A 22741-nucleotide genomic window follows, 5' to 3' on the forward strand; every position below is an offset into this window, starting at 1 on the left:
TCCTCTTGTCAGATTCTGATTACTCCCTATAATGCGCCTCCACTGACACGGCACAACGGCAAACGAGCCGGCCCGTCAGGCAGACGAAAGCGAAAATAAACGCTTGACTCTGAAAGAGGAAAGCGTAATATACGCCACCTCGCGACAGCAGGCTGAAGGCCGCGTCGCACTGCTCTTTAACAATTTATCAGACAATCTGTGTGGGCACTCGGGGCACTGATATCTTAACGTCTACGGACGATAAACGAATATCAAGTCTCAAGTGAACAACAGTTAATTCATTACGAACTAACAGTTTAATTCTTTGAGCATCAGACTTTTAATTGAAGAGTTTGATCATGGCTCAGATTGAACGCTGGCGGCAGGCCTAACACATGCAAGTCGAACGGTAACAGGGAGCAGCTTGCTGCTCTGCTGACGAGTGGCGGACGGGTGAGTAATGTCTGGGAAACTGCCTGATGGAGGGGGATAACTACTGGAAACGGTAGCTAATACCGCATAACGTCTTCGGACCAAAGTGGGGGACCTTCGGGCCTCATGCCATCAGATGTGCCCAGATGGGATTAGCTAGTAGGTGGGGTAACGGCTCACCTAGGCGACGATCCCTAGCTGGTCTGAGAGGATGACCAGCCACACTGGAACTGAGACACGGTCCAGACTCCTACGGGAGGCAGCAGTGGGGAATATTGCACAATGGGCGCAAGCCTGATGCAGCCATGCCGCGTGTATGAAGAAGGCCTTCGGGTTGTAAAGTACTTTCAGCGGGGAGGAAGGCGTTGTGGTTAATAACCACAGCGATTGACGTTACCCGCAGAAGAAGCACCGGCTAACTCCGTGCCAGCAGCCGCGGTAATACGGAGGGTGCAAGCGTTAATCGGAATTACTGGGCGTAAAGCGCACGCAGGCGGTTGATTAAGTCAGATGTGAAATCCCCGGGCTCAACCTGGGAACTGCATTTGAAACTGGTCAGCTTGAGTCTCGTAGAGGGGGGTAGAATTCCAGGTGTAGCGGTGAAATGCGTAGAGATCTGGAGGAATACCGGTGGCGAAGGCGGCCCCCTGGACGAAGACTGACGCTCAGGTGCGAAAGCGTGGGGAGCAAACAGGATTAGATACCCTGGTAGTCCACGCCGTAAACGATGTCGACTTGGAGGTTGTGCCCTTGAGGCGTGGCTTCCGGAGCTAACGCGTTAAGTCGACCGCCTGGGGAGTACGGCCGCAAGGTTAAAACTCAAATGAATTGACGGGGGCCCGCACAAGCGGTGGAGCATGTGGTTTAATTCGATGCAACGCGAAGAACCTTACCTGGTCTTGACATCCAGAGAATCCTGCAGAGATGCGGGAGTGCCTTCGGGAACTCTGAGACAGGTGCTGCATGGCTGTCGTCAGCTCGTGTTGTGAAATGTTGGGTTAAGTCCCGCAACGAGCGCAACCCTTATCCTTTGTTGCCAGCGGTTCGGCCGGGAACTCAAAGGAGACTGCCGGTGATAAACCGGAGGAAGGTGGGGATGACGTCAAGTCATCATGGCCCTTACGACCAGGGCTACACACGTGCTACAATGGCGCATACAAAGAGAAGCGACCTCGCGAGAGCAAGCGGACCTCATAAAGTGCGTCGTAGTCCGGATTGGAGTCTGCAACTCGACTCCATGAAGTCGGAATCGCTAGTAATCGTGGATCAGAATGCCACGGTGAATACGTTCCCGGGCCTTGTACACACCGCCCGTCACACCATGGGAGTGGGTTGCAAAAGAAGTAGGTAGCTTAACCTTCGGGAGGGCGCTTACCACTTTGTGATTCATGACTGGGGTGAAGTCGTAACAAGGTAACCGTAGGGGAACCTGCGGTTGGATCACCTCCTTACCTGAAAGATACAACCTCGTAGTGCTCACACAGATTGTCTGATAGAAAGTAAAGAAGCAGGGTTGTCTGCGAAAGCGAAGTCCCTTTCGTCTAGAGGCCCAGGACACCGCCCTTTCACGGCGGTAACAGGGGTTCGAATCCCCTAAGGGACGCCACCTGCTGGTAATGAGTGAAAGGCGTTACCGATTGATATCTCAAAACTGACTGTAAAGTCACGTTTGAGATATTTGCTCTTTAACAATCCGGAACAAGCTGAAAATTGAAACAGACATGCTGTTGCATTCTTCCGTAATCAGGAATGCGCGGTGTGTCAGAGTCTCTCAAACTCGCAGCACGAAGACTTCTTCGGGTTGTGAGGTTAAGCGAACAAGCGTACACGGTGGATGCCCTGGCAGTCAGAGGCGATGAAGGACGTGCTAATCTGCGAAAAGCGCCGGTAAGGTGATATGAACCGTTATAACCGGCGATGTCCGAATGGGGAAACCCGGTGCACTTCGGTGCATCATCGTTAGCTGAATACATAGGCTAACGAAGCGAACCGGGGGAACTGAAACATCTAAGTACCCCGAGGAAAAGAAATCAACCGAGATTCCCCCAGTAGCGGCGAGCGAACGGGGAACAGCCCAGAGCCTGAATCAGCTTGTGTGTCAGTGGAACGGTCTGGAAAGGCCGGCGATACAGGGTGACAGCCCCGTACACGAAGGCACACAGGCTGTGAGCTCGATGAGTAGGGCGGGACACGTGATATCCTGTCTGAAGATGGGGGGACCATCCTCCAAGGCTAAATACTCCTGACTGACCGATAGTGAACCAGTACCGTGAGGGAAAGGCGAAAAGAACCCCGGCGAGGGGAGTGAAACAGAACCTGAAACCGTGTACGTACAAGCAGTGGGAGCCTTCGTAAGAGGGTGACTGCGTACCTTTTGTATAATGGGTCAGCGACTTATATTCTGTAGCAAGGTTAACCGTATAGGGGAGCCGAAGGGAAACCGAGTCTTAATTGGGCGTTAAGTTGCAGGGTATAGACCCGAAACCCGGTGATCTAGCCATGGGCAGGTTGAAGGTTGGGTAACACTAACTGGAGGACCGAACCGACTAATGTTGAAAAATTAGCGGATGACCTGTGGCTGGGGGTGAAAGGCCAATCAAACCGGGAGATAGCTGGTTCTCCCCGAAAGCTATTTAGGTAGCGCCTCGTGAACTCATCTCCGGGGGTAGAGCACTGTTTCGGCTAGGGGGCCATCCCGGCTTACCAACCCGATGCAAACTGCGAATACCGGAGAATGTTATCACGGGAGACACACGGCGGGTGCTAACGTCCGTCGTGAAGAGGGAAACAACCCAGACCGCCAGCTAAGGTCCCAAAGTCATGGTTAAGTGGGAAACGATGTGGGAAGGCCCAGACAGCCAGGATGTTGGCTTAGAAGCAGCCATCATTTAAAGAAAGCGTAATAGCTCACTGGTCGAGTCGGCCTGCGCGGAAGATGTAACGGGGCTAAACCATGCACCGAAGCTGCGGCAGCGACACTATGTGTTGTTGGGTAGGGGAGCGTTCTGTAAGCCTGCGAAGGTGTGCTGTAAGGCATGCTGGAGGTATCAGAAGTGCGAATGCTGACATAAGTAACGATAAAGCGGGTGAAAAGCCCGCTCGCCGGAAGACCAAGGGTTCCTGTCCAACGTTAATCGGGGCAGGGTGAGTCGACCCCTAAGGCGAGGCCGAAAGGCGTAGTCGATGGGAAACAGGTTAATATTCCTGTACTTGGTGTTACTGCGAAGGGGGGACGGAGAAGGCTATGTCAGCCGGGCGACGGTCGTCCCGGTTTAAGCGTGTAGGCTGACCTTCCAGGCAAATCCGGAAGGTTAAGGCTGAGGCGTGATGACGAGGCACCACGGTGCTGAAGTGACAAATGCCCTGCTTCCAGGAAAAGCCTCTAAGCATCAGGTAACATCAAATCGTACCCCAAACCGACACAGGTGGTCAGGTAGAGAATACCAAGGCGCTTGAGAGAACTCGGGTGAAGGAACTAGGCAAAATGGTGCCGTAACTTCGGGAGAAGGCACGCTGACATGTAGGTGAAGCCCCTGCGGGTGGAGCTGAAGTCAGTCGAAGATACCAGCTGGCTGCAACTGTTTATTAAAAACACAGCACTGTGCAAACACGAAAGTGGACGTATACGGTGTGACGCCTGCCCGGTGCCGGAAGGTTAATTGATGGGGTTATCGCAAGAGAAGCTCCTGATCGAAGCCCCGGTAAACGGCGGCCGTAACTATAACGGTCCTAAGGTAGCGAAATTCCTTGTCGGGTAAGTTCCGACCTGCACGAATGGCGTAATGATGGCCAGGCTGTCTCCACCCGAGACTCAGTGAAATTGAACTCGCTGTGAAGATGCAGTGTACCCGCGGCAAGACGGAAAGACCCCGTGAACCTTTACTACAGCTTGACACTGAACATTGAGCCTTGATGTGTAGGATAGGTGGGAGGCTTTGAAGCGTGGACGCCAGTCTGCGTGGAGCCAACCTTGAAATACCACCCTTTAATGTTTGATGTTCTAACCTGGCGCCGTGATCCGGCGTGGGGACAGTGTCTGGTGGGTAGTTTGACTGGGGCGGTCTCCTCCCAAAGTGTAACGGAGGAGCACGAAGGTCAGCTAATCCTGGTCGGACATCAGGAGGTTAGTGCAATGGCATAAGCTGGCTTGACTGCGAGAGTGACGGCTCGAGCAGGTGCGAAAGCAGGTCATAGTGATCCGGTGGTTCTGTATGGAAGGGCCATCGCTCAACGGATAAAAGGTACTCCGGGGATAACAGGCTGATACCGCCCAAGAGTTCATATCGACGGCGGTGTTTGGCACCTCGATGTCGGCTCATCACATCCTGGGGCTGAAGTAGGTCCCAAGGGTATGGCTGTTCGCCATTTAAAGTGGTACGCGAGCTGGGTTTAGAACGTCGTGAGACAGTTCGGTCCCTATCTGCCGTGGGCGCTGGAGAATTGAGGGGGGCTGCTCCCAGTACGAGAGGACCGGAGTGGACGCATCACTGGTGTTCGGGTTGTCATGCCAATGGCACTGCCCGGTAGCTAAATGCGGAAGAGATAAGTGCTGAAAGCATCTAAGCACGAAACTTGCCCCGAGATGAGTTCTCCCTGAGACTATAAGTCTCCTGAAGGAACGTTGAAGACGACGACGTTGATAGGCCGGGTGTGTAAGCGCAGCGATGCGTTGAGCTAACCGGTACTAATGAACCGTGAGGCTTAACCTTACAACGCCAAAGAAGTCTGGCGTGTTGAGAGAGATATTCAGCTTGTGACGGATAAACGTTCATGGCGAAAGCGGTGAACGGACAGAATTTGCCTGGCGGCTGTAGCGCGGTGGTCCCACCTGACCCCATGCCGAACTCAGAAGTGAAACGCCGTAGCGCCGATGGTAGTGTGGGGTCTCCCCATGCGAGAGTAGGGAACTGCCAGGCATCAAATAAAAGAACCCCTCAGCACCGCTGAGGGGTTTTTGCTTTTGCGCGTGACACAAAAAAACAGCGCCAGCGGGCAGCACGTTCGCGTCTTTTTATACCCCTTACCCCATGCATGCCCGCACTGACCCCCTTAAAAGCGCTGCGCCGCCAGCCACTCAGCGATAAACGCTGCCACCTGTGCGGGAGCGTTGATATCCAGTACCGGTAATGCCACGCCCGGTAACGGGATATCACTGGCCACGGCAATCACGTGGCTGTCCGGCGCTAACTCTGCGACGTCCCGCCCGGCTGCTTCCCGGAACAGCATAATTTTCGGTATCGCGTCATGTTTATCCCTTCAGCCATATTTGCTTTCTCGCACCATGGCCTTCATCCAGTATCAAGTTTTGATAACGCCCGGCTTGTTCAGGCAGCAGCCACGTCATATTCTGATTTTAAGCCCTGGTGCTTGTCGTCTTACTGTCGGGTTCCTGTCAGGCCCGTGTCGTGGCGGTTTTCGCCCGCAGAGCGCAATACTTCTGCCACATTTCTCATAAAGAAGGTCACAGTTATGCAAACTGAAAACCGCATTCGCGCGCTGCGCCTCGCGCGTGCCTGGTCTCAGGAACAACTGGCAGAGCTCTCCTCCGTCAGCGTGCGCACTATTCAACGTATAGAAAAAGGCGATCCGCCTTCGCTCGAAACCTTAAGCGCGCTGGCTGCCGTCTTTGAAACGCGCGTTGAAGAATTAACGGGCGCGCCGCTTCAGGCTGCGGGTCCTCTTGACGATGCGGTATCAAATGCCCGCAAGCGTCTCAATGAGGAACAACACTTTTACCGCAGCCTAATCACTGCTCTGGTGGTTTGCGGTGGGCTTTTCCTGATTAACCGCTTTACTTCGCCGGCAACGCAATGGTCATTATGGGTGATGCTTATCTGGGGCGGGTTACTGGCAGTGAAAGGGCTTCGCCTGTTCTTGCTGCGTGGATGGATAGAGCAATGGCAGCAGCAGCGGCTGCAAAAGTTACTGCGCAAGTAACAGAAACAGGCTCCTCAGCTTACCTGAGGAGCCGTCGTGTTACGATTTCTTACCCGGCAGGACGGTGTTCATTACCTGATGCGCGGTATCGGCAATCACCTTACCAGCCGACTTATCACCTTTCGCCATAGAAGACATAAACCCTTTCGCCTGGGCGAAGCTGATATGCGGTGGCAGCGGTGCCACTTCCGGATCGGTTTTCACTTCCAGCACAACCGGACGATCGGCCGCCAGCGCCTGCTGCCAGGCGGCCTGAAGTTCTTCCGGCGAATCTACATAAATCCCTTTCAGACCGATCGATTCCGCAAACTGCGCATAAGGCACGTCCGGCACATCCTGCGTGGCGGCAAACCGCGGGTTGCCTTCCATAATGCGCTGTTCCCACGTCACCTGATTCAGATCCTGGTTATTGAACACGCAGACGATTAATCGCGGATCGGACCAGCGCTGCCAGTATTTCTGGATAGTGATCAGCTCCGCGAGATTATTCATCTGCATCGCGCCATCGCCCACCAGTGCCACCACGGGTTTTTCCGGGAAAGCGAATTTCGCGGCGATAGCATATGGCACCGCCGCGCCCATACACGCGAGACCGCCCGAGAGCGATGCCCGCTGGCCCTGTTTCACTCTGTAATCCCGCGCAAACCAGTTAGCGCACGAGCCGGAATCAGAGGTCACGATGGCGTTATCCGGCAGTAATGGCGACATCTCCCACACCACGCGCTGCGGGTTGACCGGCGTCGCTTTCGCCATCGCGCGTTCTTCGATTTTTTCCCACCACGCTTTGACGGAAACCGCGATTTTCTCCTGCCAGCTACGGTCTTCTTTACGCTTGAGCAGCGGAAGCAGCGCCTGCAATGTGCTCACGGCATCGCCATGCAGGTTCACTTCCGTCGGATAACGCAGGCCGAGCATCGACGCATCGATATCTATCTGCACCGCCCGCGCCTGACCTTCTTTCGGAAGGAATTCCGTCCACGGGAAGCCGGTGCCAATCATCAGCAGCGTATCGCAGCCCTGCATCAGATCCCATGACGGCTCGGTGCCCAGCAGGCCGATACAGCCCGTCACAAACGGCGCGTCATCCGGCAGCACGTCTTTGCCGAGCAGCGCTTTTGCTACGCCCGCGCCGAGCAGGTTCGCCGCCTGTACCACTTCCACCGCCGCTTCCCGAGCGCCCGCGCCTATCAGAATCGCCACTTTTTTGCCGTCGTTGAGAATATCTGCCGCGCGCTGAAGATCGTACTGATGCGGGATCACATGCGGGCGCTGGTAGCCTGGTCCTGAATGCGTAAAACCGTGCGCGTGCTGCGGCTCCTGCCAGGGTTCATCCTGGATATCTTTGGGCAGGATCAACACCGTCACGCCATTATTCGCTTTCGCGATCCGCACGCCGCGATCCACCAGATGACGCAACTGCGCGGGCGTTGCCGCCTCCTGAACAAAACTCGCCACATCGCTGAATACGCGATCGAGATTCAGTTCCTGCTGATAGGTCGCGCCGCGGGCGGTCGTTTCCGCCTGGCCTGCGATGGCGATAACCGGCATATGGTCCATCTGCGCGTCATACAGGCCGGTTAACAGATGTGTGGCGCCCGGCCCGCCGGTAGAGAGGCAGACGCCCGGCTCGCCCGTAAATTTCGCATGGGCGCAGGCCATAAACGCCGCCATCTCTTCATGGCGCACCTGGATAAACTCAATGCCGTCGCCGGCTTTATCGGCGCGCTGCAACGCGCCCAGAACGCCGTTAATGCCGTCGCCGGGGTAGCCGTAAATCCGGGTTACGCCCCACGCTTTCAGTCGTTCTACAAAAAAATCGCTCGTTTTTTTGGTCATTATCGTGCCTCGCGTCAGGTGAGTGTGCGCATAGATCCTGAGCTGCGCTCGAAAAGCTAACCTGTTGAAGGGTAGACCACTTCATGGCGGTAAGCGAAAGCGGGAGTTCTCTGAAGCCTGCTATGGTTATACGAACCACATTACAGGAGGCATGCCCGTGGCCACTAAACCTTTTGATTATCAGCAGGACTTCGACAGCATCGACTTTCGCGCGCACCCGGAACGGTATCAGGTGGGGCGGGGCGAGCAGGGCGTGTTGCTGGTTGAGCCTTACAAAAGCGAAATCCTCCCGTACTGGCGCTATAAAGATGAAGAGAGCGCCAGAGCCTCGGCAGAAAAGATTTATGAGTTGTTCGAAGAGTATCGTGAAAAGGACGATTTTGTTGGCATGGATATGGCGCGCAAGTTTATTCAGATGGGATACACGCGCGCGCGTCGCTACGCCAACTATAAAGGCGGCAAAAAGTATGACGCCGACCGTAACCTCAATCCCCGCGGCAATGACCCCACCAAAGCGGCGGCGGCGACGGTGTTTAAAGGGTGGTGGGATCGTATCCGGGCGGATGAAGACTATCTGCGGCGTAAAAAAGCCCATCAGGAAAAATGGGGCTAAAGGCGCATAAGATCCCCGCTTACTCACGGAAATGATATTAACATATAATTAACATGATATTTTATAGCCTGCTAATTGCCCCGGGGTACAAGCCGCGGATTTGAAAAGGAGAGAGACATGACTGAAGTTACGGCCCGGACAGATAAACCGTCACTGACTTCCAGCGATACCCGCCGGCGCGTCTGGGCGATTGTCGGTGCCTCGTCTGGCAATCTTGTCGAATGGTTTGATTTCTACGTCTACTCCTTTTGTTCGCTCTATTTCGCGCATATCTTTTTCCCCTCCGATAACAGCACCACACAGCTTCTGCAAACGGCAGGCATCTTCGCCGCAGGCTTTCTGATGCGTCCCATCGGCGGCTGGCTCTTTGGTTACATCGCCGATAAACATGGCCGTAAAACCTCCATGCTGATTTCTGTATGTATGATGTGTTTCGGCTCGCTGGTCATCGCCTGTCTGCCGGGTTATGCGGTGATTGGCACCTGGGCGCCGCTGCTCTTGCTTGTAGCGCGCCTGTTCCAGGGGCTGTCGGTCGGAGGCGAATATGGCACCAGCGCCACTTACATGAGCGAAGTTGCTATCGAAGGGCGTAAAGGCTTTTATGCGTCGTTCCAGTACGTGACGCTTATCGGCGGGCAGTTAATGGCGCTGCTGGTTGTCGTCGTGCTGCAACAGATTTTGTCAGATGACGCTCTGCGCGCCTGGGGCTGGCGTATTCCCTTTGCGCTGGGCGCGGTGCTGGCGGTAGTGGCGCTGTGGCTGCGTCGCTCGCTGGATGAAACCTCACAGCAGGAGACGCGCGCGCTGAAAGAGGCGGGCTCGCTGAAAGGCCTCTGGCGCAACCGTCGGGCATTCATCATGGTACTCGGGTTTACCGCCGCCGGTTCGCTGAGCTTTTACACGTTTACGACTTATATGCAGAAATATCTCGTCAATACGGCGGGAATGCATGCGAATACCGCGAGTATGGTGATGACCGCCGCGCTCTTCGCATTTATGCTGCTGCAGCCGTTTTTCGGGGCGCTGTCGGATAAAATTGGCCGTCGCAATTCAATGCTCTGCTTCAGCGCGCTCGCCACGCTCTGTACCGTGCCGATCCTCATGGCGCTGCAAAGTGTCAGTTCGCCGCTCGCGGCGTTCGGGCTGGTGATGCTGGCGCTGCTAATTGTCAGTTTCTATACCTCGATAAGCGGCATCGTGAAGGCGGAGATGTTCCCGGCGCAGGTGCGCGCGCTGGGCGTCGGGCTCTCATACGCGGTTGCCAACGCGCTCTTTGGCGGCTCGGCGGAATATGTGGCGCTGTCGCTCAAATCGCTGGGCTCAGAAACGGCGTTCTTCTGGTATGTCTCGGCGATGGGTGCCGTCGCGTTTCTGGTCTCGCTGAAGCTTCACCGCAAAGGAAAAGGCATGCGGCTTTAATGCTCCGCCATTTGCCAGACCGCGTAACCGGCGCTGGCACCCGCCACGTCCCACGCCAGATCTTTCCAGCTCCAGCCGCTCCCCGCCGGGCGGCTGTCCAATAGCTCTTTCGTTGCGCCAAGGGAAACCGAAAACATCAGCCCGAACGCGGCGGACCGATCCGGGGAATATCCCTGGCGCTGTGCATATTCATTCCCGGCGGCGGCGAGCAGCGCAGAACCTAAAAAGTGTTGAGCTTTATCCTGGCCTGCCCAGCTATCCTGCGCCATATGGCTACAGCCGGTCAGGGTGACGACGAGAGGAAGCAGCAGGGCGCGCATAGCGTTCTCCATAAAAAAGCCCTGCGGTGCAGGGCTTCGTTAAGCGACAGGCGTCAGAGAATACGGCTAATTAACCGGTCAATACGGATACGGCGCAGACGACGAATAAGCTTGCGCACTTTCACCGGGTAATCGGCGATGCTTTGCAGATCGCGATAGTGTTTCACCACCGTGGTATGGGTGCGGATCTCAGCAAGTTCGCGCTGACGCAGGGAAGCCAGCTGCTGCTTCGGATCGTGGATAAGAATCGCGTTTTCCAGATCGAGACGCCAGGCGCGCGGGTTAAGGTTGTTGCCGGTCAGCAGCATCCATTCATTGTCGACCCACATGCCTTTCAGGTGATAGCTGTTATCGCCATCTTTCCACAGACGCACCACCAGTTGATCGGTGTTGACGTAATATTGCAGGCGGCTTAAGAAACGACGCAGGTTGATCTCATAGAGATAAGGCAGCGCGCCGATGATCTTAAACGGCTGATCTTCGGGAATGTAGAAATCGTTCGCCGTTTTATCGCCGACAATAATTTCCACTTTTTTGCCGTCGCGCAGAAGCTGGATGATATTACGCACCAGCACCGCGGGCAGGTTAAAGTACGGCGTACAGATGACCAGCTTCTCTTCGGCGCAGGGCATCAGGTGGAAAATCGCTTTATTCAGCGGGCTCGATTTGCCAAGCCCCACCAGCGGCGTCACGGCCAGCTGGTCGTTATCGGCATCGCCCTGGAAATGATACGCGGCATCGCGCAGCAGATGGCGGAACTGGCGAATGTCGTTTTTAATTTCCGGGCTTTTTGGACGGTTCGGATCGTCGAGACGATTCACCGCGTGGCCATTCATTAACTGCGTGCGCACCCAGTCAAACATCACGTCGGCAAGCTTCGCGTTGCGAATGCAGTGGTAGCGGTCATAGCGATATTTATCGTGCTGGTGCAGATACACGTCGTTCAGGCTGGCGCCGCTGTAGAGCACGCAATCATCGATGATAAAGCCTTTGAAATGCAGCACGCCGAGCGCTTCACGGGTATTCACCGGCACGCCATACACCGGCACGCTGACGTCCGGGTTTTCCTGCGCCATGCGGCAATACCAGTCGGCGTTGGTGTTTGAGGCTTCCACGCCGATGCGTCCGCGCTGCGCGCGATGCCAGTCCACCAGGACGCTGACATCAAGCTCCGGGCGCTGGCGTTTGGCTTCATAAAGCGCCGACAACACGCCTTTACCGCCATCGTCCTGCTCAAGATAGAGCGCGATGATGCAGATACGCGTGGTCGCCGTCGCAATCTTTTCCAGGAGCTGTTTGCGGAAATCGGCGGGAGCGAAACAGAACGCGACATCATCAACTGACTGAGAAAGCTTCGGTAGTTGGGCAAGGTGTTGTTGATGTTTGTTGCGTTTAAATTTTGACAACATCACAGTGCATATCTTCTCTGAAGTGGATGGTCTTCTGTGCAATGCAGACGACGGAAGCGGACGATAATACCATTACTGTCCAAAAATGTGGTCAACATTTCCAGTACCTTACTCACGAATCGGCGGGTTCTGCCAGCGCCAGGCTCAGGGCCACAATGCCTTCATCCAGCTGAATATCGACGCTAAACCCAAGCTTGCGGGCGAGCGCCACCATCCCCTGGTTATGCGGCATCGTAATGCCGTTCAGCCGCGACAGGCCGTGATCGCGCGTATAGGCGATTAACTTTTCCAGCAGCCGACGCCCGAGGCCCAGCCCTTTCAGATCGGATCTGACAAGCACAGCGAACTCGGCGTCGATATTATCCGGATCGGAAATCGCGCGGGTAACGCCGATGATTTCCTCACTGCCTGTCTGCTGACGTACCGCCACAAAAGCCATTTCTCGATCGTAGTCGATCTGGGTCATATTGGCTAAATCATCATGGGTAAATTCATTGATCTCGCTAAAGTAACGGTAATAAAGATCTTCTTTCGTCACCTGCGAGATAAAGCGTTGCAGCTGGGGTTCATCTTCGGGAAGGATAGGGCGGAACAGGCAGCGCTCGCCGTTTTTCAGCGTCACCCACTCCTCTAAACGGTGCGGATAGGGGCGAACCGCCAGCCGCGCGTCCGCGTCACCGCTAAAGGGCGCAAGCTGCATCGTGACGTCCAGCGCCGTAAAATCGCTGCCAGAGGCGAGCAGGGGATGAATATCCAGCCGTGAAATTTCCGGGCAATCCACCACGAGGTTAGACACCTGCACCAGCAGCTCGCTTAAGCCTGCAATATCCAGTGGGCGCAGCGCGCTACGCCCGCGAATTTTGCCGCTCTTGATGGCCTGAATGACCAGATAGCGCGCCAGATTCATATTAAGCGGCGGCAGCGCGACGGCGGCCTGCGCCTCAGGACGCCACTCGACGCCGCCTTCGCCCAACATAATCAGCGGCCCGAAGACCGGGTCGTGCTCAACCACCACCCTCAGCTCCTGCGCGCCGGCGCGGTTCGCCATGCTCTGCACCAGCAGGCCATGAATGCGCGCCTGTGGCCAGGTCATTTTCACCCGGTCGAGCATCGCGTCCGCCGCGCGCTGCACTTCGTGGGCGGTGCGCAGATAAAGCATCACCCCCTGAACTTCAGATTTATGCGGAATATCCGGCGAGCGCAGCTTCAGCGCCACCGGGTAGCCAATCTCTCCCGCGATGTGCACCGCCTCGGCGCTGTCGCCCGCTATCCATGTCGGCAGCGTGTGCAGGCCATAAGCTTCCAGTATCGGGCGCACTTCATGAGTATCGAGCTGCGTCACGCCTTCGGCGCACGCCTGCTGCAACAACTGGTGCGCCTGGGCGGTATCCGCCGGGAGCGTAGCGGGCAGCGCCGGGGTTTCCCGCAGCTGTTTCTGGTTGCGGCGATACTCCACCATATGCATAAAGGCGGTGACTGCGCCTTCCGGCGTGCGATAGGTGGGAATACCCGCTTCGCTGAACAGATGACGCGCCTCCTGGGAAGAGAACTCACCGCCCCAGTTGGTAATCAGCGTCACGTACTTGCCGCGCGGGTGGCGGTTAAAGAGATCGATCAGCGCGCGGGCGCTCTCGCTGCCGGGCGCGGCGGCGCTCGGCGAGTGGATAACCATCAGCGCGTCGAAATCGTGGCTGTCCAGCAGCGCTTCGATCGTTTTTAAATAGCGCGCAGGCGTGGCGTCATCGCGCAGGTCGAGCGGGTTGTCAGCGTGAATGCCTTCCGGCAACTGCTGCTGAAGCCGCGTCAGCATGGCGTCATCGAGCGTGGCGAGTTTCCCCTGTCGCCGCCAGAGTTCGTCGAGCGCCAGCGCGGCAGGGGCGGCGCCGTTGCTGACAATCATCAGTCGCTCGCCGCGCAGCGGGCGCATATGACTTAAGGTTTCCACCGCCGAGAACAGTTCATGAGTGTCCTGTACGCGCAGCAGACCGGCGCGCTGGATTGCCGCATCCCAGGCTGTGTCCAGCCCGGCGTGGGTATTTAGCAGGCGGCGCGCGCTGGGGCTGCGTCCGCTCTTGATGACCAGAATAGGTTTATTGCGCGAGGCGCTACGGGCGGCGGAGACAAAGCGCCGGGCGTCGCTCAGGTGCTCCAGGTAGAGCAGAATGGCGCTGGTTTTACTGTCGCGGGCCAGATAATCGAGCAGTTCATCCACGTCGATATCCAGGCTATCGCCCAGCGCGATAAACCAGGAGAAGCCAAGCTGGCGCTGCTGCGCCCAGTCGAGAATGGTGTTTGAAACGGCTGCGGACTGCGAAATGAACGCGAGCTTGCCTTTGCGGATCGGCACCGGCGAGAAACTGGCGTTAAGGCCCTGCCACGGCGCCAGCAGCCCCAGACTGTTCGGGCCGAGCAGGCGCATCTGGAAGCGCGCCGCGCAGGCCAACAGTTCGGCATGTTGTTCCGGGGGCGATGAGAGCACCAGGCACGTTTTACAGCCTTTTTCGCCGAGCGCCTCCAGCAGCGCCAGGTTGCGCTTTGCGTGGGTACACAGCACCGCGAGATCGGGCGTAAACGGCAGGCTTGCGACATCCGGCCAGGCCAGCACGCCGCAAACCGCTTTCCAGGCGGGCGTCACCGGCAAAACCGGCCCGCTAAAACCGCCCGCCAGCAGATTGCGCATCATCAGAAAACCGGCTCGTTCGGGTTTCATCGACGCGCCGATGACGGCGATGGATTTGGGACGTAACAGCGCTTCCAGGCCACGTTGGCTCATCATTTCCTCCGGCGTCGAAGTGACCTGATGATTTTAAACGCTTTCTGCCTGCGCTGCTGTGACGCTGCCCTGATGATGTGGTTTACCGGCGAGATAGCGCTCGCGAAACAGCGCAAAGTGATCGCTTAAGCCTTGCGCCGCTGCGGTATCGCCCGCGCCGTCCAGCAGCGCTATCGCCACTTCCGCCGTGCAGTACTGGCCGTCGGCATGCGCTTCGCGAAGCTGATACGCCGATACCCGCGTTAAATCCACCGACATCACCGGCAAGGCGTCAAGATAGGGGCTTTTGCGAAACATTTTGCGCGCTTCGGTCCAGGTGCCGTCGAGCATAATAAAAAGCGGCGGCTTGCCGGTACGCGGCGGGGCGGTCAGCACTTCGCGTCCGGCATCGGCGTAGGAGGCCGGGAACACCACCACAGGCTGATAGTCAGGGTTTGCCACGAGTTCAAGAAGCGCTGCAGGCGGCTCGGTGCGCGACCACTGAAACGCCTCCGTATCAGGCAGAATATCGGCGATAAGCCTGCCGGTATTGCTGGGCTTCATCGGCTCTGTGTCAAACATTATCAGACAGAAACGGCTGCGGGCCGGCTGCGGCTGTAGCGTGTCGCACAAGCAGTGGCGTAACGGCAGCAGGCAACGCTGGCAGCGCTTAATGCGGTTGCCGCGGGCGAGAAAAGGGCGGGTGGCGCGCGCCAGGCGCTCGGCGCGCAGGCGAAGGACGGCGTTTTCAGTCATGGGAAGTCGGCAAAAACGCCATTGTCGCAGAGGGAATCGCGGGGCACAAGACGCGCCCCGCGGCAGACGTTATACAGCTTCGTTCGTCGCTTCGTTCAGCCAGGTATCGAACGGCGCTTTCGGTACGGCGCCGTTGAGCATATCCACCAGCTGTCCGTTTTTGAACATCATAATGGTCGGGATGCTGCGAATGCGAAAACGCGCGCTCAGCTCAGGCTCGGCTTCGGTATTCACTTTTACAAAGCGCATTTTACCGCTGCGCTCTTCGGCGACATCTTCAAAAATTGGCGCAAAGCTACGGCACGGGCCGCACCACGGCGCCCAGAAATCAATCACTACCGGCAGGTCATCTTTAAGCAGCTGATCCAGCGTTTCGCTGGTGGCGTTAATCACGTCGCCGTCAAACAGCGCGTGGCCACAGCGGCCGCACTTCGCGCCGTCTTCAATACGCTCTTCGTCCACGCGATTGACAGTCTGGCAAGCGGCACAAACGGTATTCATAGCTAACCTCTGGGTTACAGGTGACAGAAACCGACGCGGAAACGTCGTCTATGTTTCGATAATGTTATCCAGTATCTGCAAGAATGTTTCGAGGCTCAAACCGTTTTATCCAATGAGTACAATAGTTATTAGCTTTTGCGCGAAAGAATGGCTAAGCGCGGACACATCGGGTAATCTGCGCGCTTCGCGCAGCGCAGGTGGAGAAAGACATGAACGACGAATTTAAAGGCAAGAGCGGCAAGGTCAAAGTGATGTATGTCCGCAGTGATGAAAATACGGACAAACGCAGCTCAAACCCGCGTACCGGAAAAGGCGGCGGTCGCCCCGCTGGCAACGGTAAACCGGAAGGCGGTCGTCGTGCTGCGCGCAGTGACAGACCGTCTGACCGTGAACGCAGCCGTGGCCGTGATCGTGACGGCGACCGTGAGGCGTCCCCGTGGCGCACCGTATCCCGCGCGCCGGGCGCAGAAGCGCCAGCGAAGCCGGATCACGGCGGCATTAGCGGTAAAAGTTTTATCGATCCGGAAGTGCTGCGCCGTCAGCGCGCCGAAGAGACCCGCGTCTATGGCGAAAACGCCTGTCAGGCGCTGTTCCAGAGCCGTCCGGAATCTATCGTTCGCGCCTGGTTTATCCAGAGCGTGACCCCGCGCTTTAAAGAAGCGCTGCGCTGGATGGCGGCAAACCGCAAAGCGTATCACGTGGTGGATGACGCGGAGCTGACCAAAGCCTCCGGCACCGAGCATCACGGCGGCGTCTGCTTCCTGATTAAAAAACGCAGCGGCGCGAGCGTTGACCAGTGGCTGAGCAAAGCGGGCGATGAAGATTGCGTGCTGGCGCTTGAAGACGTGGGCAACCCGCATAACCTGGGCGCTATCGTGCGCAGCTGCGCGCACTTCGGCGTGAAAGGCGTGGTCGTGCAGGACGCCTCGCTGCTGGAGTCCGGCGCGGCGGTACGTACCGCAGAAGGCGGTGCCGAGCATGTCGAGCCGATCACCGGCGACAGCTTTAGCGACGCGCTGGCGCAGTTCCGCGCCGCGGGTTACGCCATCGTGACCACCTCCAGCCATAAAGGTACGCCGCTCTTTAAAGCGACCCTGCCGAAGAAAATGGTGCTGGTGCTGGGCCAGGAAAGCGAAGGTATTTCTGAAGCGACGCAGGCGAATGCCGATTTGAGCCTCTCCATCGACGGCACCGGCAATGTGGAAAGCCTGAACGTCTCTGTCGCGACCGGCGTTCTGCTCGCCGAGTGGTGGCGTCAGAATAAAGCGTAAAAAAACGCCAGCGTAAGGCTGGCGTAACAGACGTAAAACCTCCTGCGGGAGGTTTTTTATTGGGCGTTTTCCGGCAGAACGGGCATCCATTCGATGGGCGCTTCGCCACGGCTTTCCAGGTACTGATTCGTTTTGACGAAATGACCGCAGCCGAAGAAACCGCGATGCGCGGAGAGCGGCGACGGGTGCGGCGCCTGCAATACATGGTGGCGGTTGCGGTCGATAATCGCGCCTTTTTTCTGCGCGTGCGAGCCCCACAGCAGAAACACCACACCTTCACGATGTTCGTTAATCAGCGAGATCACCTTATCGGTAAAGGTCTCCCAGCCCAGATTCGCGTGGGAATGCGCTTTGCCTGCCTGTACCGTCAGCACGGTATTAAGCAGCATCACGCCCTGGCGCGCCCAGCTTTCTAAATAACCGTGAGAAGGGCGGGTGAAACCCGGCACCGACTGCTCCAGCTCTTTATACATGTTCACCAGCGACGGCGGCGGCGCGACGCCCGGCCGCACCGAAAAGGCGAGGCCATGCGCTTGCCCTGGCCCGTGGTAAGGGTCCTGGCCCAGGATCACTACTTTCACATCGCCAAGCTCGGTAAAGCGGAAGGCGTTAAAAACATCTTTCTGCGGCGGATAGATGGTGACGCCTGCCTCACGCTCGGCAGCGACGGTGGTCAGGATCTTTTTGAAGTAAGGCTTTTCTTTTTCATCAGCCAGCACATCGTGCCAGGTCAGTTTATCGGTCATCTCGCTCTCCTGCGATTTTCTGTTTCCTAAGCTTAACGCCTTATTTCCGAAGAACAAAACCGGGACGCCCATGACGCAGGTTTACAAAATTACCAGAGGATCAGGACGGCGCTAAGTTGATGTAAAGCAATTCTTTTATGTTATACCCACATTGCGAGAGTGGTTTATTTTGATTTAAATCAAAGAATGACCGCCCTTTGGTGGTATATAAAACAATAAGACAACATTGGTTTTACCAATTAGCCAGCCGCCTGTTCTGAAGCCCGCTGGCTGAACGCATCAAACTCGCCCACAGGGAGGCAACTTATGATCACAGGTATCCAGATTACTAAAGCCGCAAACGACAGTCTGCTGAACTCTTTCTGGCTGCTCGATAACGAAAAAGGTGAAGCACGCTGCGTCTGCGCCAAAGCCGGTTTCAATGAAGACGACATCGTGCCGGTGAGCCAGCTTGGCCAGTTCGAATACCGTGAAATTCCGATGGAAATTAAACCGGAAGTGCGTGTGGAAGGCGGTCAGCACCTGAACGTGAACGTGCTGCGTCGCGAAACGCTGGAAGATGCCGTTAAGCACCCGGAAAAATATCCGCAGCTGACTATCCGTGTTTCCGGTTACGCGGTGCGTTTTAACTCGCTGACCCTGGAACAGCAGCGCGACGTGATCGCCCGTACCTTTACCGAAAGCCTGTAAGTTCAGGTGTTCGTTAACCGGCGGCGCGCCGTCGGATAAAACAAAAACCGCCAGCATGTGCTGGCGGTTTTTTTATCACTCGGCGTTGTCAGATGACGGCGCCGCGTTGCTGCTCGGCTTGCGGCGTTTGCCGATGTTTTTGGTGTCGCGGTGACGCTTTTTCACACGCGGCTTCTCTTTTTCTTTCTCTTTTTTCTTCTCTTCGCGTTTCGCGAGCGCTTTTTTGGACGGCTTACCGGTGAGCTTTTCACTCGGCGCGCGCGTGGTCGGGCGCAGCTCGTCAATCACGCGGGCTTTCAGCGGCTCGTTGAGGTAGCGGCCCACTTTGCCCAGCAGCAGGTGGTCGTGCGCTTCAACCAGCGAAATCGCGGTGCCTTTACGCCCGGCGCGGCCGGTACGGCCAATGCGGTGCAGATAGGTGTCGGCGGTGCGCGGCATGTCATAGTTAAAGACGTGGCTGACATCCGGAATATCAATGCCGCGTGCGGCCACATCGGTGGCGATAAGCACATTAACGCGGCCGTCGGTCAGACGTTTAATCGCCTCGTTACGCTTCACCTGCACCATTTCGCCTTCGAGATAGCAGTTATTAATGCCCGCTTCACGCAGCCAGTTCGCCAGCTCATGCACACGCTCGCGTTTACGCACAAACACGATGGAGCGGGTGGCTTCCGGCTGCTTCAGCAGATGCACCAGCAGCGCGGTTTTGTGTTCGATGTTATCAACGCGGTAATACCACTGGTGGATCTTTTTGCGCTCGCGCGTGGAGGGCGTGGCGGAGACTTCCACCGGCTCTTCCAGCAGGCGTTCGGCGAAATCTTTAATCGCGTCGCCTTCAAGCGTGGCGGAGAACAGCAGGGTCTGTTTACGCCAGCGTGTTTCACCCGCGATAGTCTCGATATCCTGCGCGAAGCCCATATCCAGCATGCGGTCGGCTTCATCAAGGATGAGGGTTTCTACCGCGCGGCAGTCAAAGTTTTCTTCTTTAATGTATTGCAGCAGACGACCCGTCGTGGCGACCACGATATCCTGGTTTTCGCTGAAGACTTCCGCGTGGTTCATATAAGCCACACCGCCGGTGATGGTGGCGATATCCAGATGCGTATGCTTTGCCAGTTCGCGCGCATGCTCTGCAACCTGCATCGCCAGCTCGCGGGTCGGGGTCAGGATAAGAATGCGCGGCGGCCCCGATTTTTTGCGAGGGAAGTCGAGCAGATGCTGCAACGCCGGCAACAGATAAGCTGCCGTTTTACCGGTGCCTGTCGGCGCAGAACCGAGCACATCACGCCCGTCGAGCGCAGGCGGAATGGCGGCCGCCTGGATAGCGGTCGGGCGGGTGAAGCCTTTTTCCTGGAGCGCGTCCAGCAGGCTGTCATCTAGTTCAAGTTCGGAAAAAGTGGTTACAGTCATTTTCTACCTCAGTGTGGGGCGCAGATTATAGACGTTCAGCGCCCAATGTTCATCCCTTTCCCGGCTTCTCCTTTTCCCCGGCGGCGCTTTCGCCTATGCTACAGCGGTTTTGTTACCAGGTCTTAAAGATGTCGCAGCCAAAAACCCCGTTACGCCGCAATGGTTTTACCTTCAAACAATTTTTTGTCGCGCACGACCGCTGTGCGATGAAAGTCGGTACTGATGGCATTCTCCTCGGGGCGTGGGCGCCGGTTGCGAAAGCGCAGCGTGTGCTGGATATCGGGGCAGGCAGCGGTTTGCTGACGCTGATGCTGGCGCAGCGCACCGAGGATACCGTGACGCTGGATGCCGTCGAGCTTGACGCCCAGGCCGCAGAGCAGGCGCGTGAAAACATTGATGCCTCGCCGTGGGCGGCGCGGATTCAGGTGCACAGCGCTGACATTCAGACCTGGACGCAGCAGCAAACGCAGCGTTACGAGCTTATCGTCAGCAATCCGCCTTATTATGACAAAGGCGTCGCCTGCGCCACGCCCGCCCGTGAACAGGCGCGCTACACTACAACGCTCGATCACGGAACGCTGCTCGCCTGTGCGGCACAGTTAATTACGGAAGAGGGGTTTTTCTGCGTGGTGTTGCCGGAAAGCAGCGGCGAAGCGTTCAGCCGTCTGGCCGGCGAACAAGGCTGGCATTTGCGGCTACGCACCGATGTGGCCGAAAACGAAGGAAAACTGCCGCACCGGGTGCTGCTGGCGTTTTCCCCATCGCCTGGCGAATGCTTCTGTGATGATTTACTGATCCGCGGGCCGGATCAGCACTACTCACCGGCCTATTGCGCGCTCACGGAAGCTTTCTACTTGTTTATGTGAACCAGCGGGGCGAGCACCGACGGCCCGGATTCCGGCAACGTTTCCGGGTAATCCAGCGTGTAGTGCAGCCCGCGGCTCTCTTTGCGCATCATGGCGCAGCGCACGATAAGCTCCGCCACCTGCACCAGATTACGCAGCTCCAGCAGGTTATTGGAGACGCGGAAGTTGGCGTAATACTCTTCTATCTCCTGCTGTAGCATCGTGATGCGCCGCAGCGCGCGCTCCAGCCGTTTGGTGGTGCGCACAATGCCCACGTAATCCCACATAAACAGCCGCAGCTCATGCCAGTTATGCTGTAACACTACCAGTTCATCCGGATGCTCCACGCGACTTTCGTCCCAGGCGGGCAGCGTTTTGGCCTCGCGCGCATAGGGCAGGCGCAGCCGGATATCTTCCGCCGCCGACCAGCCGTAAACCAGACACTCCAGCAGCGAGTTCGAGGCCATACGGTTCGCGCCGTGCAACCCGGTGTAAGTGACCTCGCCGATGGCGTAAAGCCCGTCGACGTCGGTGCGTCCGTGCTCATCGACCATCACACCGCCGCAGGTGTAGTGCGCCGCGGGCACCACCGGCACCGGTTCACGAGTGAGATCGATGCCAAGCCCCAGTAGCTTTTCATAAATCGTCGGGAAGTGCTGGCGGACAAACGCCTCCGGTTTGTGGCTGATGTCGAGATACATGCAGTCGGCGCCGAGACGTTTCATTTCATGGTCGATGGCGCGCGCCACGATATCGCGCGGCGCCAGTTCGGCGCGCTCGTCAAACTCCGGCATAAAGCGGGTGCCGTCAGGGCGTTTAAGATAAGCCCCTTCGCCACGCAGCGCTTCGGTCAGCAGGAAATTGCGCGCCTGCGGATGAAACAGGGCGGTTGGATGGAACTGATTGAATTCGAGATTCGCGACGCGACAACCGGCGCGCCAGGCCATCGCGATGCCGTCGCCCGAGGCGATATCCGGGTTGGTCGTGTACTGATAGACTTTTGACGCGCCGCCGGTGGCGAGCACCACAGCTTTCGCGCGACAGGTTTCCACTTCTTCTTTATTGCGGTTCCAGATCCAGGCACCCACCACGCGGCGCGTGCCCGGCAGACCGATTTTATCAGAGATAATCAAATCCACGGCGTTATGACGCTCAAGGATGCGGATATTCGGATGGCTTAACGCTTTATCCATCAACGTTGTAGCGACGGCCTTACCGGTGGCGTCGGCCGCATGCAGAATGCGGCGGTGGCTGTGGCCGCCTTCACGCGTGAGGTGGTAGCTCTCTTCGCCGTTCGACTGCACTTCGGTATCAAACAGCACGCCCTGATCGATAAGCCACTGCACGCAGTGGCGGGCGTTGCTGGCGACAAACTCGACGGCGCTGCGATCGCACAGGCCAGCGCCTGCAATCAGCGTGTCCTCCACGTGCGAGGCGATGCTGTCGGTTTCGTCAAAAACCGCGGCTATTCCGCCCTGGGCATAAAAGGTGGAGCCCTCGCTCAACGGGCCTTTGCTCAATACTATCACCTGGCTATGTTCCGCCAGGCGCAGCGCCAGTGAAAGGCCGGCGGCACCGCTGCCGACAATCAGCACATCACAGTGAAGTTCAGGTGTCTTATTCATTGTCGTGTTTAATTTACTAAACAAGGTTTGGCCAGCATAGCACCAGAATGCGAAATCAAACACGCTTTTTTTAATCTTCGTTGTAACCACTAAACACGCGAGCGACACTCTGCCTTAACGCGGCCCGGCATGCTGAAAACGCTGCGTAACACCGCGCATCCCAAAGATTTAAAGGTGAAAAAATGGTGGTGTTGCGTTAC

The 22741-nt window shown here is 57.0% G+C and carries 15 protein-coding genes, 1 tRNA gene, 3 rRNA genes and 1 pseudogene; 10 read left to right on the forward strand and 10 right to left on the reverse strand.

Annotation, left to right across the window (positions count from 1 at the left end; genetic code table 11):
* The first annotated feature begins 320 nt into the window (after positions 1–320).
* The 4 genes from AFK66_RS04070 (at position 321) to rrf (ending at position 5327) form a co-directional block, all read left to right on the forward strand.
* Positions 321–1862: ribosomal RNA gene (locus AFK66_RS04070) — 16S ribosomal RNA — on the forward strand.
* A gap of 79 nt (positions 1863–1941) precedes the next feature.
* A tRNA-Glu gene (locus AFK66_RS04075) sits at positions 1942–2017 on the forward strand.
* A gap of 201 nt (positions 2018–2218) precedes the next feature.
* Positions 2219–5120: ribosomal RNA gene (locus AFK66_RS04080) — 23S ribosomal RNA — on the forward strand.
* A 91-nt stretch (positions 5121–5211) separates the two neighbouring features.
* A 5S ribosomal RNA gene (gene rrf / locus AFK66_RS04085) occupies positions 5212–5327 on the forward strand.
* The 16S, 23S and 5S rRNA genes sit together here with 1 tRNA gene alongside, the layout of an rRNA operon.
* Before the next feature lie 133 nt (positions 5328–5460).
* On the opposite strand, the pseudogene AFK66_RS04090 reads toward rrf, so the two are convergent.
* Positions 5461–5661 (reverse strand): annotated as a pseudogene (locus AFK66_RS04090) (P-loop NTPase family protein); the annotation flags it as partial.
* Between the two features lie 219 nt (positions 5662–5880).
* Here AFK66_RS04090 and AFK66_RS04095 point away from each other — a divergent pair.
* Positions 5881–6348: a helix-turn-helix domain-containing protein gene (locus tag AFK66_RS04095; RefSeq protein ID WP_007777415.1), complete on the forward strand. Its 468-nt coding sequence runs from the start codon at positions 5881–5883 to the stop codon at positions 6346–6348.
* 39 nt (positions 6349–6387) lie between these two features.
* Here AFK66_RS04095 and AFK66_RS04100 read toward each other — a convergent pair whose 3' ends face one another.
* Positions 6388–8184, reverse strand: coding sequence for a thiamine pyrophosphate-requiring protein (locus AFK66_RS04100; RefSeq protein WP_007777414.1), 1797 nt, complete (start codon positions 8182–8184; stop codon positions 6388–6390).
* Positions 8185–8341: 157 nt separating this feature from the next.
* Here AFK66_RS04100 and AFK66_RS04105 point away from each other — a divergent pair, with 157 nt between their 5' ends.
* Together AFK66_RS04105 and AFK66_RS04110 are read left to right on the forward strand one after the other, a co-directional pair.
* On the forward strand, positions 8342–8797 hold the full coding sequence (locus AFK66_RS04105) for a DUF4385 domain-containing protein (protein WP_023898171.1): 456 nt from the start codon (positions 8342–8344) through the stop codon (positions 8795–8797).
* A gap of 117 nt (positions 8798–8914) precedes the next feature.
* Complete coding sequence (locus AFK66_RS04110) at positions 8915–10216, forward strand: MFS transporter (RefSeq protein ID WP_007777411.1); 1302 nt, start codon at positions 8915–8917, stop codon at positions 10214–10216.
* Here the strand turns inward: AFK66_RS04110 and AFK66_RS04115 are convergent.
* The 5 genes from AFK66_RS04115 to trxC all read right to left on the reverse strand — a co-directional run bounded on the left by AFK66_RS04115 (position 10213) and on the right by trxC (position 15954).
* A complete protein-coding gene (locus AFK66_RS04115) occupies positions 10213–10536 on the reverse strand; it encodes a YfiM family lipoprotein (RefSeq protein WP_007777409.1) in 324 nt (107 codons plus the stop codon). The genes AFK66_RS04110 and AFK66_RS04115 overlap by 4 nt on opposite strands.
* Before the next feature lie 53 nt (positions 10537–10589).
* Positions 10590–11945, reverse strand: coding sequence for a CDP-diacylglycerol--serine O-phosphatidyltransferase (pssA, locus tag AFK66_RS04120; RefSeq protein WP_004386364.1), 1356 nt, complete (start codon positions 11943–11945; stop codon positions 10590–10592).
* Between the two features lie 112 nt (positions 11946–12057).
* A complete protein-coding gene (locus tag AFK66_RS04125; protein WP_032983151.1) occupies positions 12058–14718 on the reverse strand; it encodes a bifunctional acetate--CoA ligase family protein/GNAT family N-acetyltransferase in 2661 nt (886 codons plus the stop codon).
* Positions 14719–14751: 33 nt separating this feature from the next.
* Entirely contained in the window at positions 14752–15453 is a 702-nt protein-coding gene (locus tag AFK66_RS04130) for a tRNA-uridine aminocarboxypropyltransferase (protein WP_023898174.1), read from the reverse strand.
* Between the two features lie 69 nt (positions 15454–15522).
* Positions 15523–15954: a thioredoxin TrxC gene (gene trxC, locus AFK66_RS04135; protein ID WP_007777393.1), complete on the reverse strand. Its 432-nt coding sequence runs from the start codon at positions 15952–15954 to the stop codon at positions 15523–15525.
* A gap of 209 nt (positions 15955–16163) precedes the next feature.
* Between trxC and AFK66_RS04140 the strand changes: the two genes are divergently transcribed.
* Complete coding sequence (locus tag AFK66_RS04140) at positions 16164–17225, forward strand: tRNA/rRNA methyltransferase (protein ID WP_014728268.1); 1062 nt, start codon at positions 16164–16166, stop codon at positions 17223–17225.
* 56 nt (positions 17226–17281) lie between these two features.
* Here the strand turns inward: AFK66_RS04140 and ung are convergent, their stop codons facing one another.
* Positions 17282–17971 carry a uracil-DNA glycosylase gene (gene ung / locus AFK66_RS04145; RefSeq protein ID WP_007777389.1) on the reverse strand — a complete coding sequence of 230 codons (690 nt, stop codon included), beginning with the start codon at positions 17969–17971 and terminating at the stop codon, positions 17282–17284.
* A 306-nt stretch (positions 17972–18277) separates the two neighbouring features.
* Here ung and grcA point away from each other — a divergent pair, with 306 nt between their 5' ends.
* Positions 18278–18661, forward strand: a complete 384-nt coding sequence (gene grcA, locus AFK66_RS04150; protein WP_007777387.1) for an autonomous glycyl radical cofactor GrcA — start codon at positions 18278–18280, stop codon at positions 18659–18661.
* Positions 18662–18736: 75 nt separating this feature from the next.
* Here grcA and srmB read toward each other — a convergent pair whose 3' ends face one another.
* A complete protein-coding gene (gene srmB / locus AFK66_RS04155; protein ID WP_007777385.1) occupies positions 18737–20071 on the reverse strand; it encodes an ATP-dependent RNA helicase SrmB in 1335 nt (444 codons plus the stop codon).
* A 128-nt stretch (positions 20072–20199) separates the two neighbouring features.
* On the opposite strand from srmB, the gene trmN reads away from it, so the two are divergent.
* Complete coding sequence (gene trmN / locus AFK66_RS04160) at positions 20200–20937, forward strand: tRNA(1)(Val) (adenine(37)-N(6))-methyltransferase TrmN (RefSeq protein WP_007777381.1); 738 nt, start codon at positions 20200–20202, stop codon at positions 20935–20937.
* Here trmN and nadB read toward each other — a convergent pair.
* Positions 20922–22541 carry an L-aspartate oxidase gene (nadB, locus tag AFK66_RS04165; RefSeq protein WP_032983079.1) on the reverse strand — a complete coding sequence of 540 codons (1620 nt, stop codon included), beginning with the start codon at positions 22539–22541 and terminating at the stop codon, positions 20922–20924. The two genes, trmN and nadB, sit on opposite strands and share 16 nt — an antisense overlap.
* Between the last annotated feature and the right edge of the window lie 200 nt (positions 22542–22741).

It is taken from the genome of Cronobacter malonaticus LMG 23826, from assembly GCF_001277215.2.
GTDB lineage: Bacteria > Pseudomonadota > Gammaproteobacteria > Enterobacterales > Enterobacteriaceae > Cronobacter > Cronobacter malonaticus.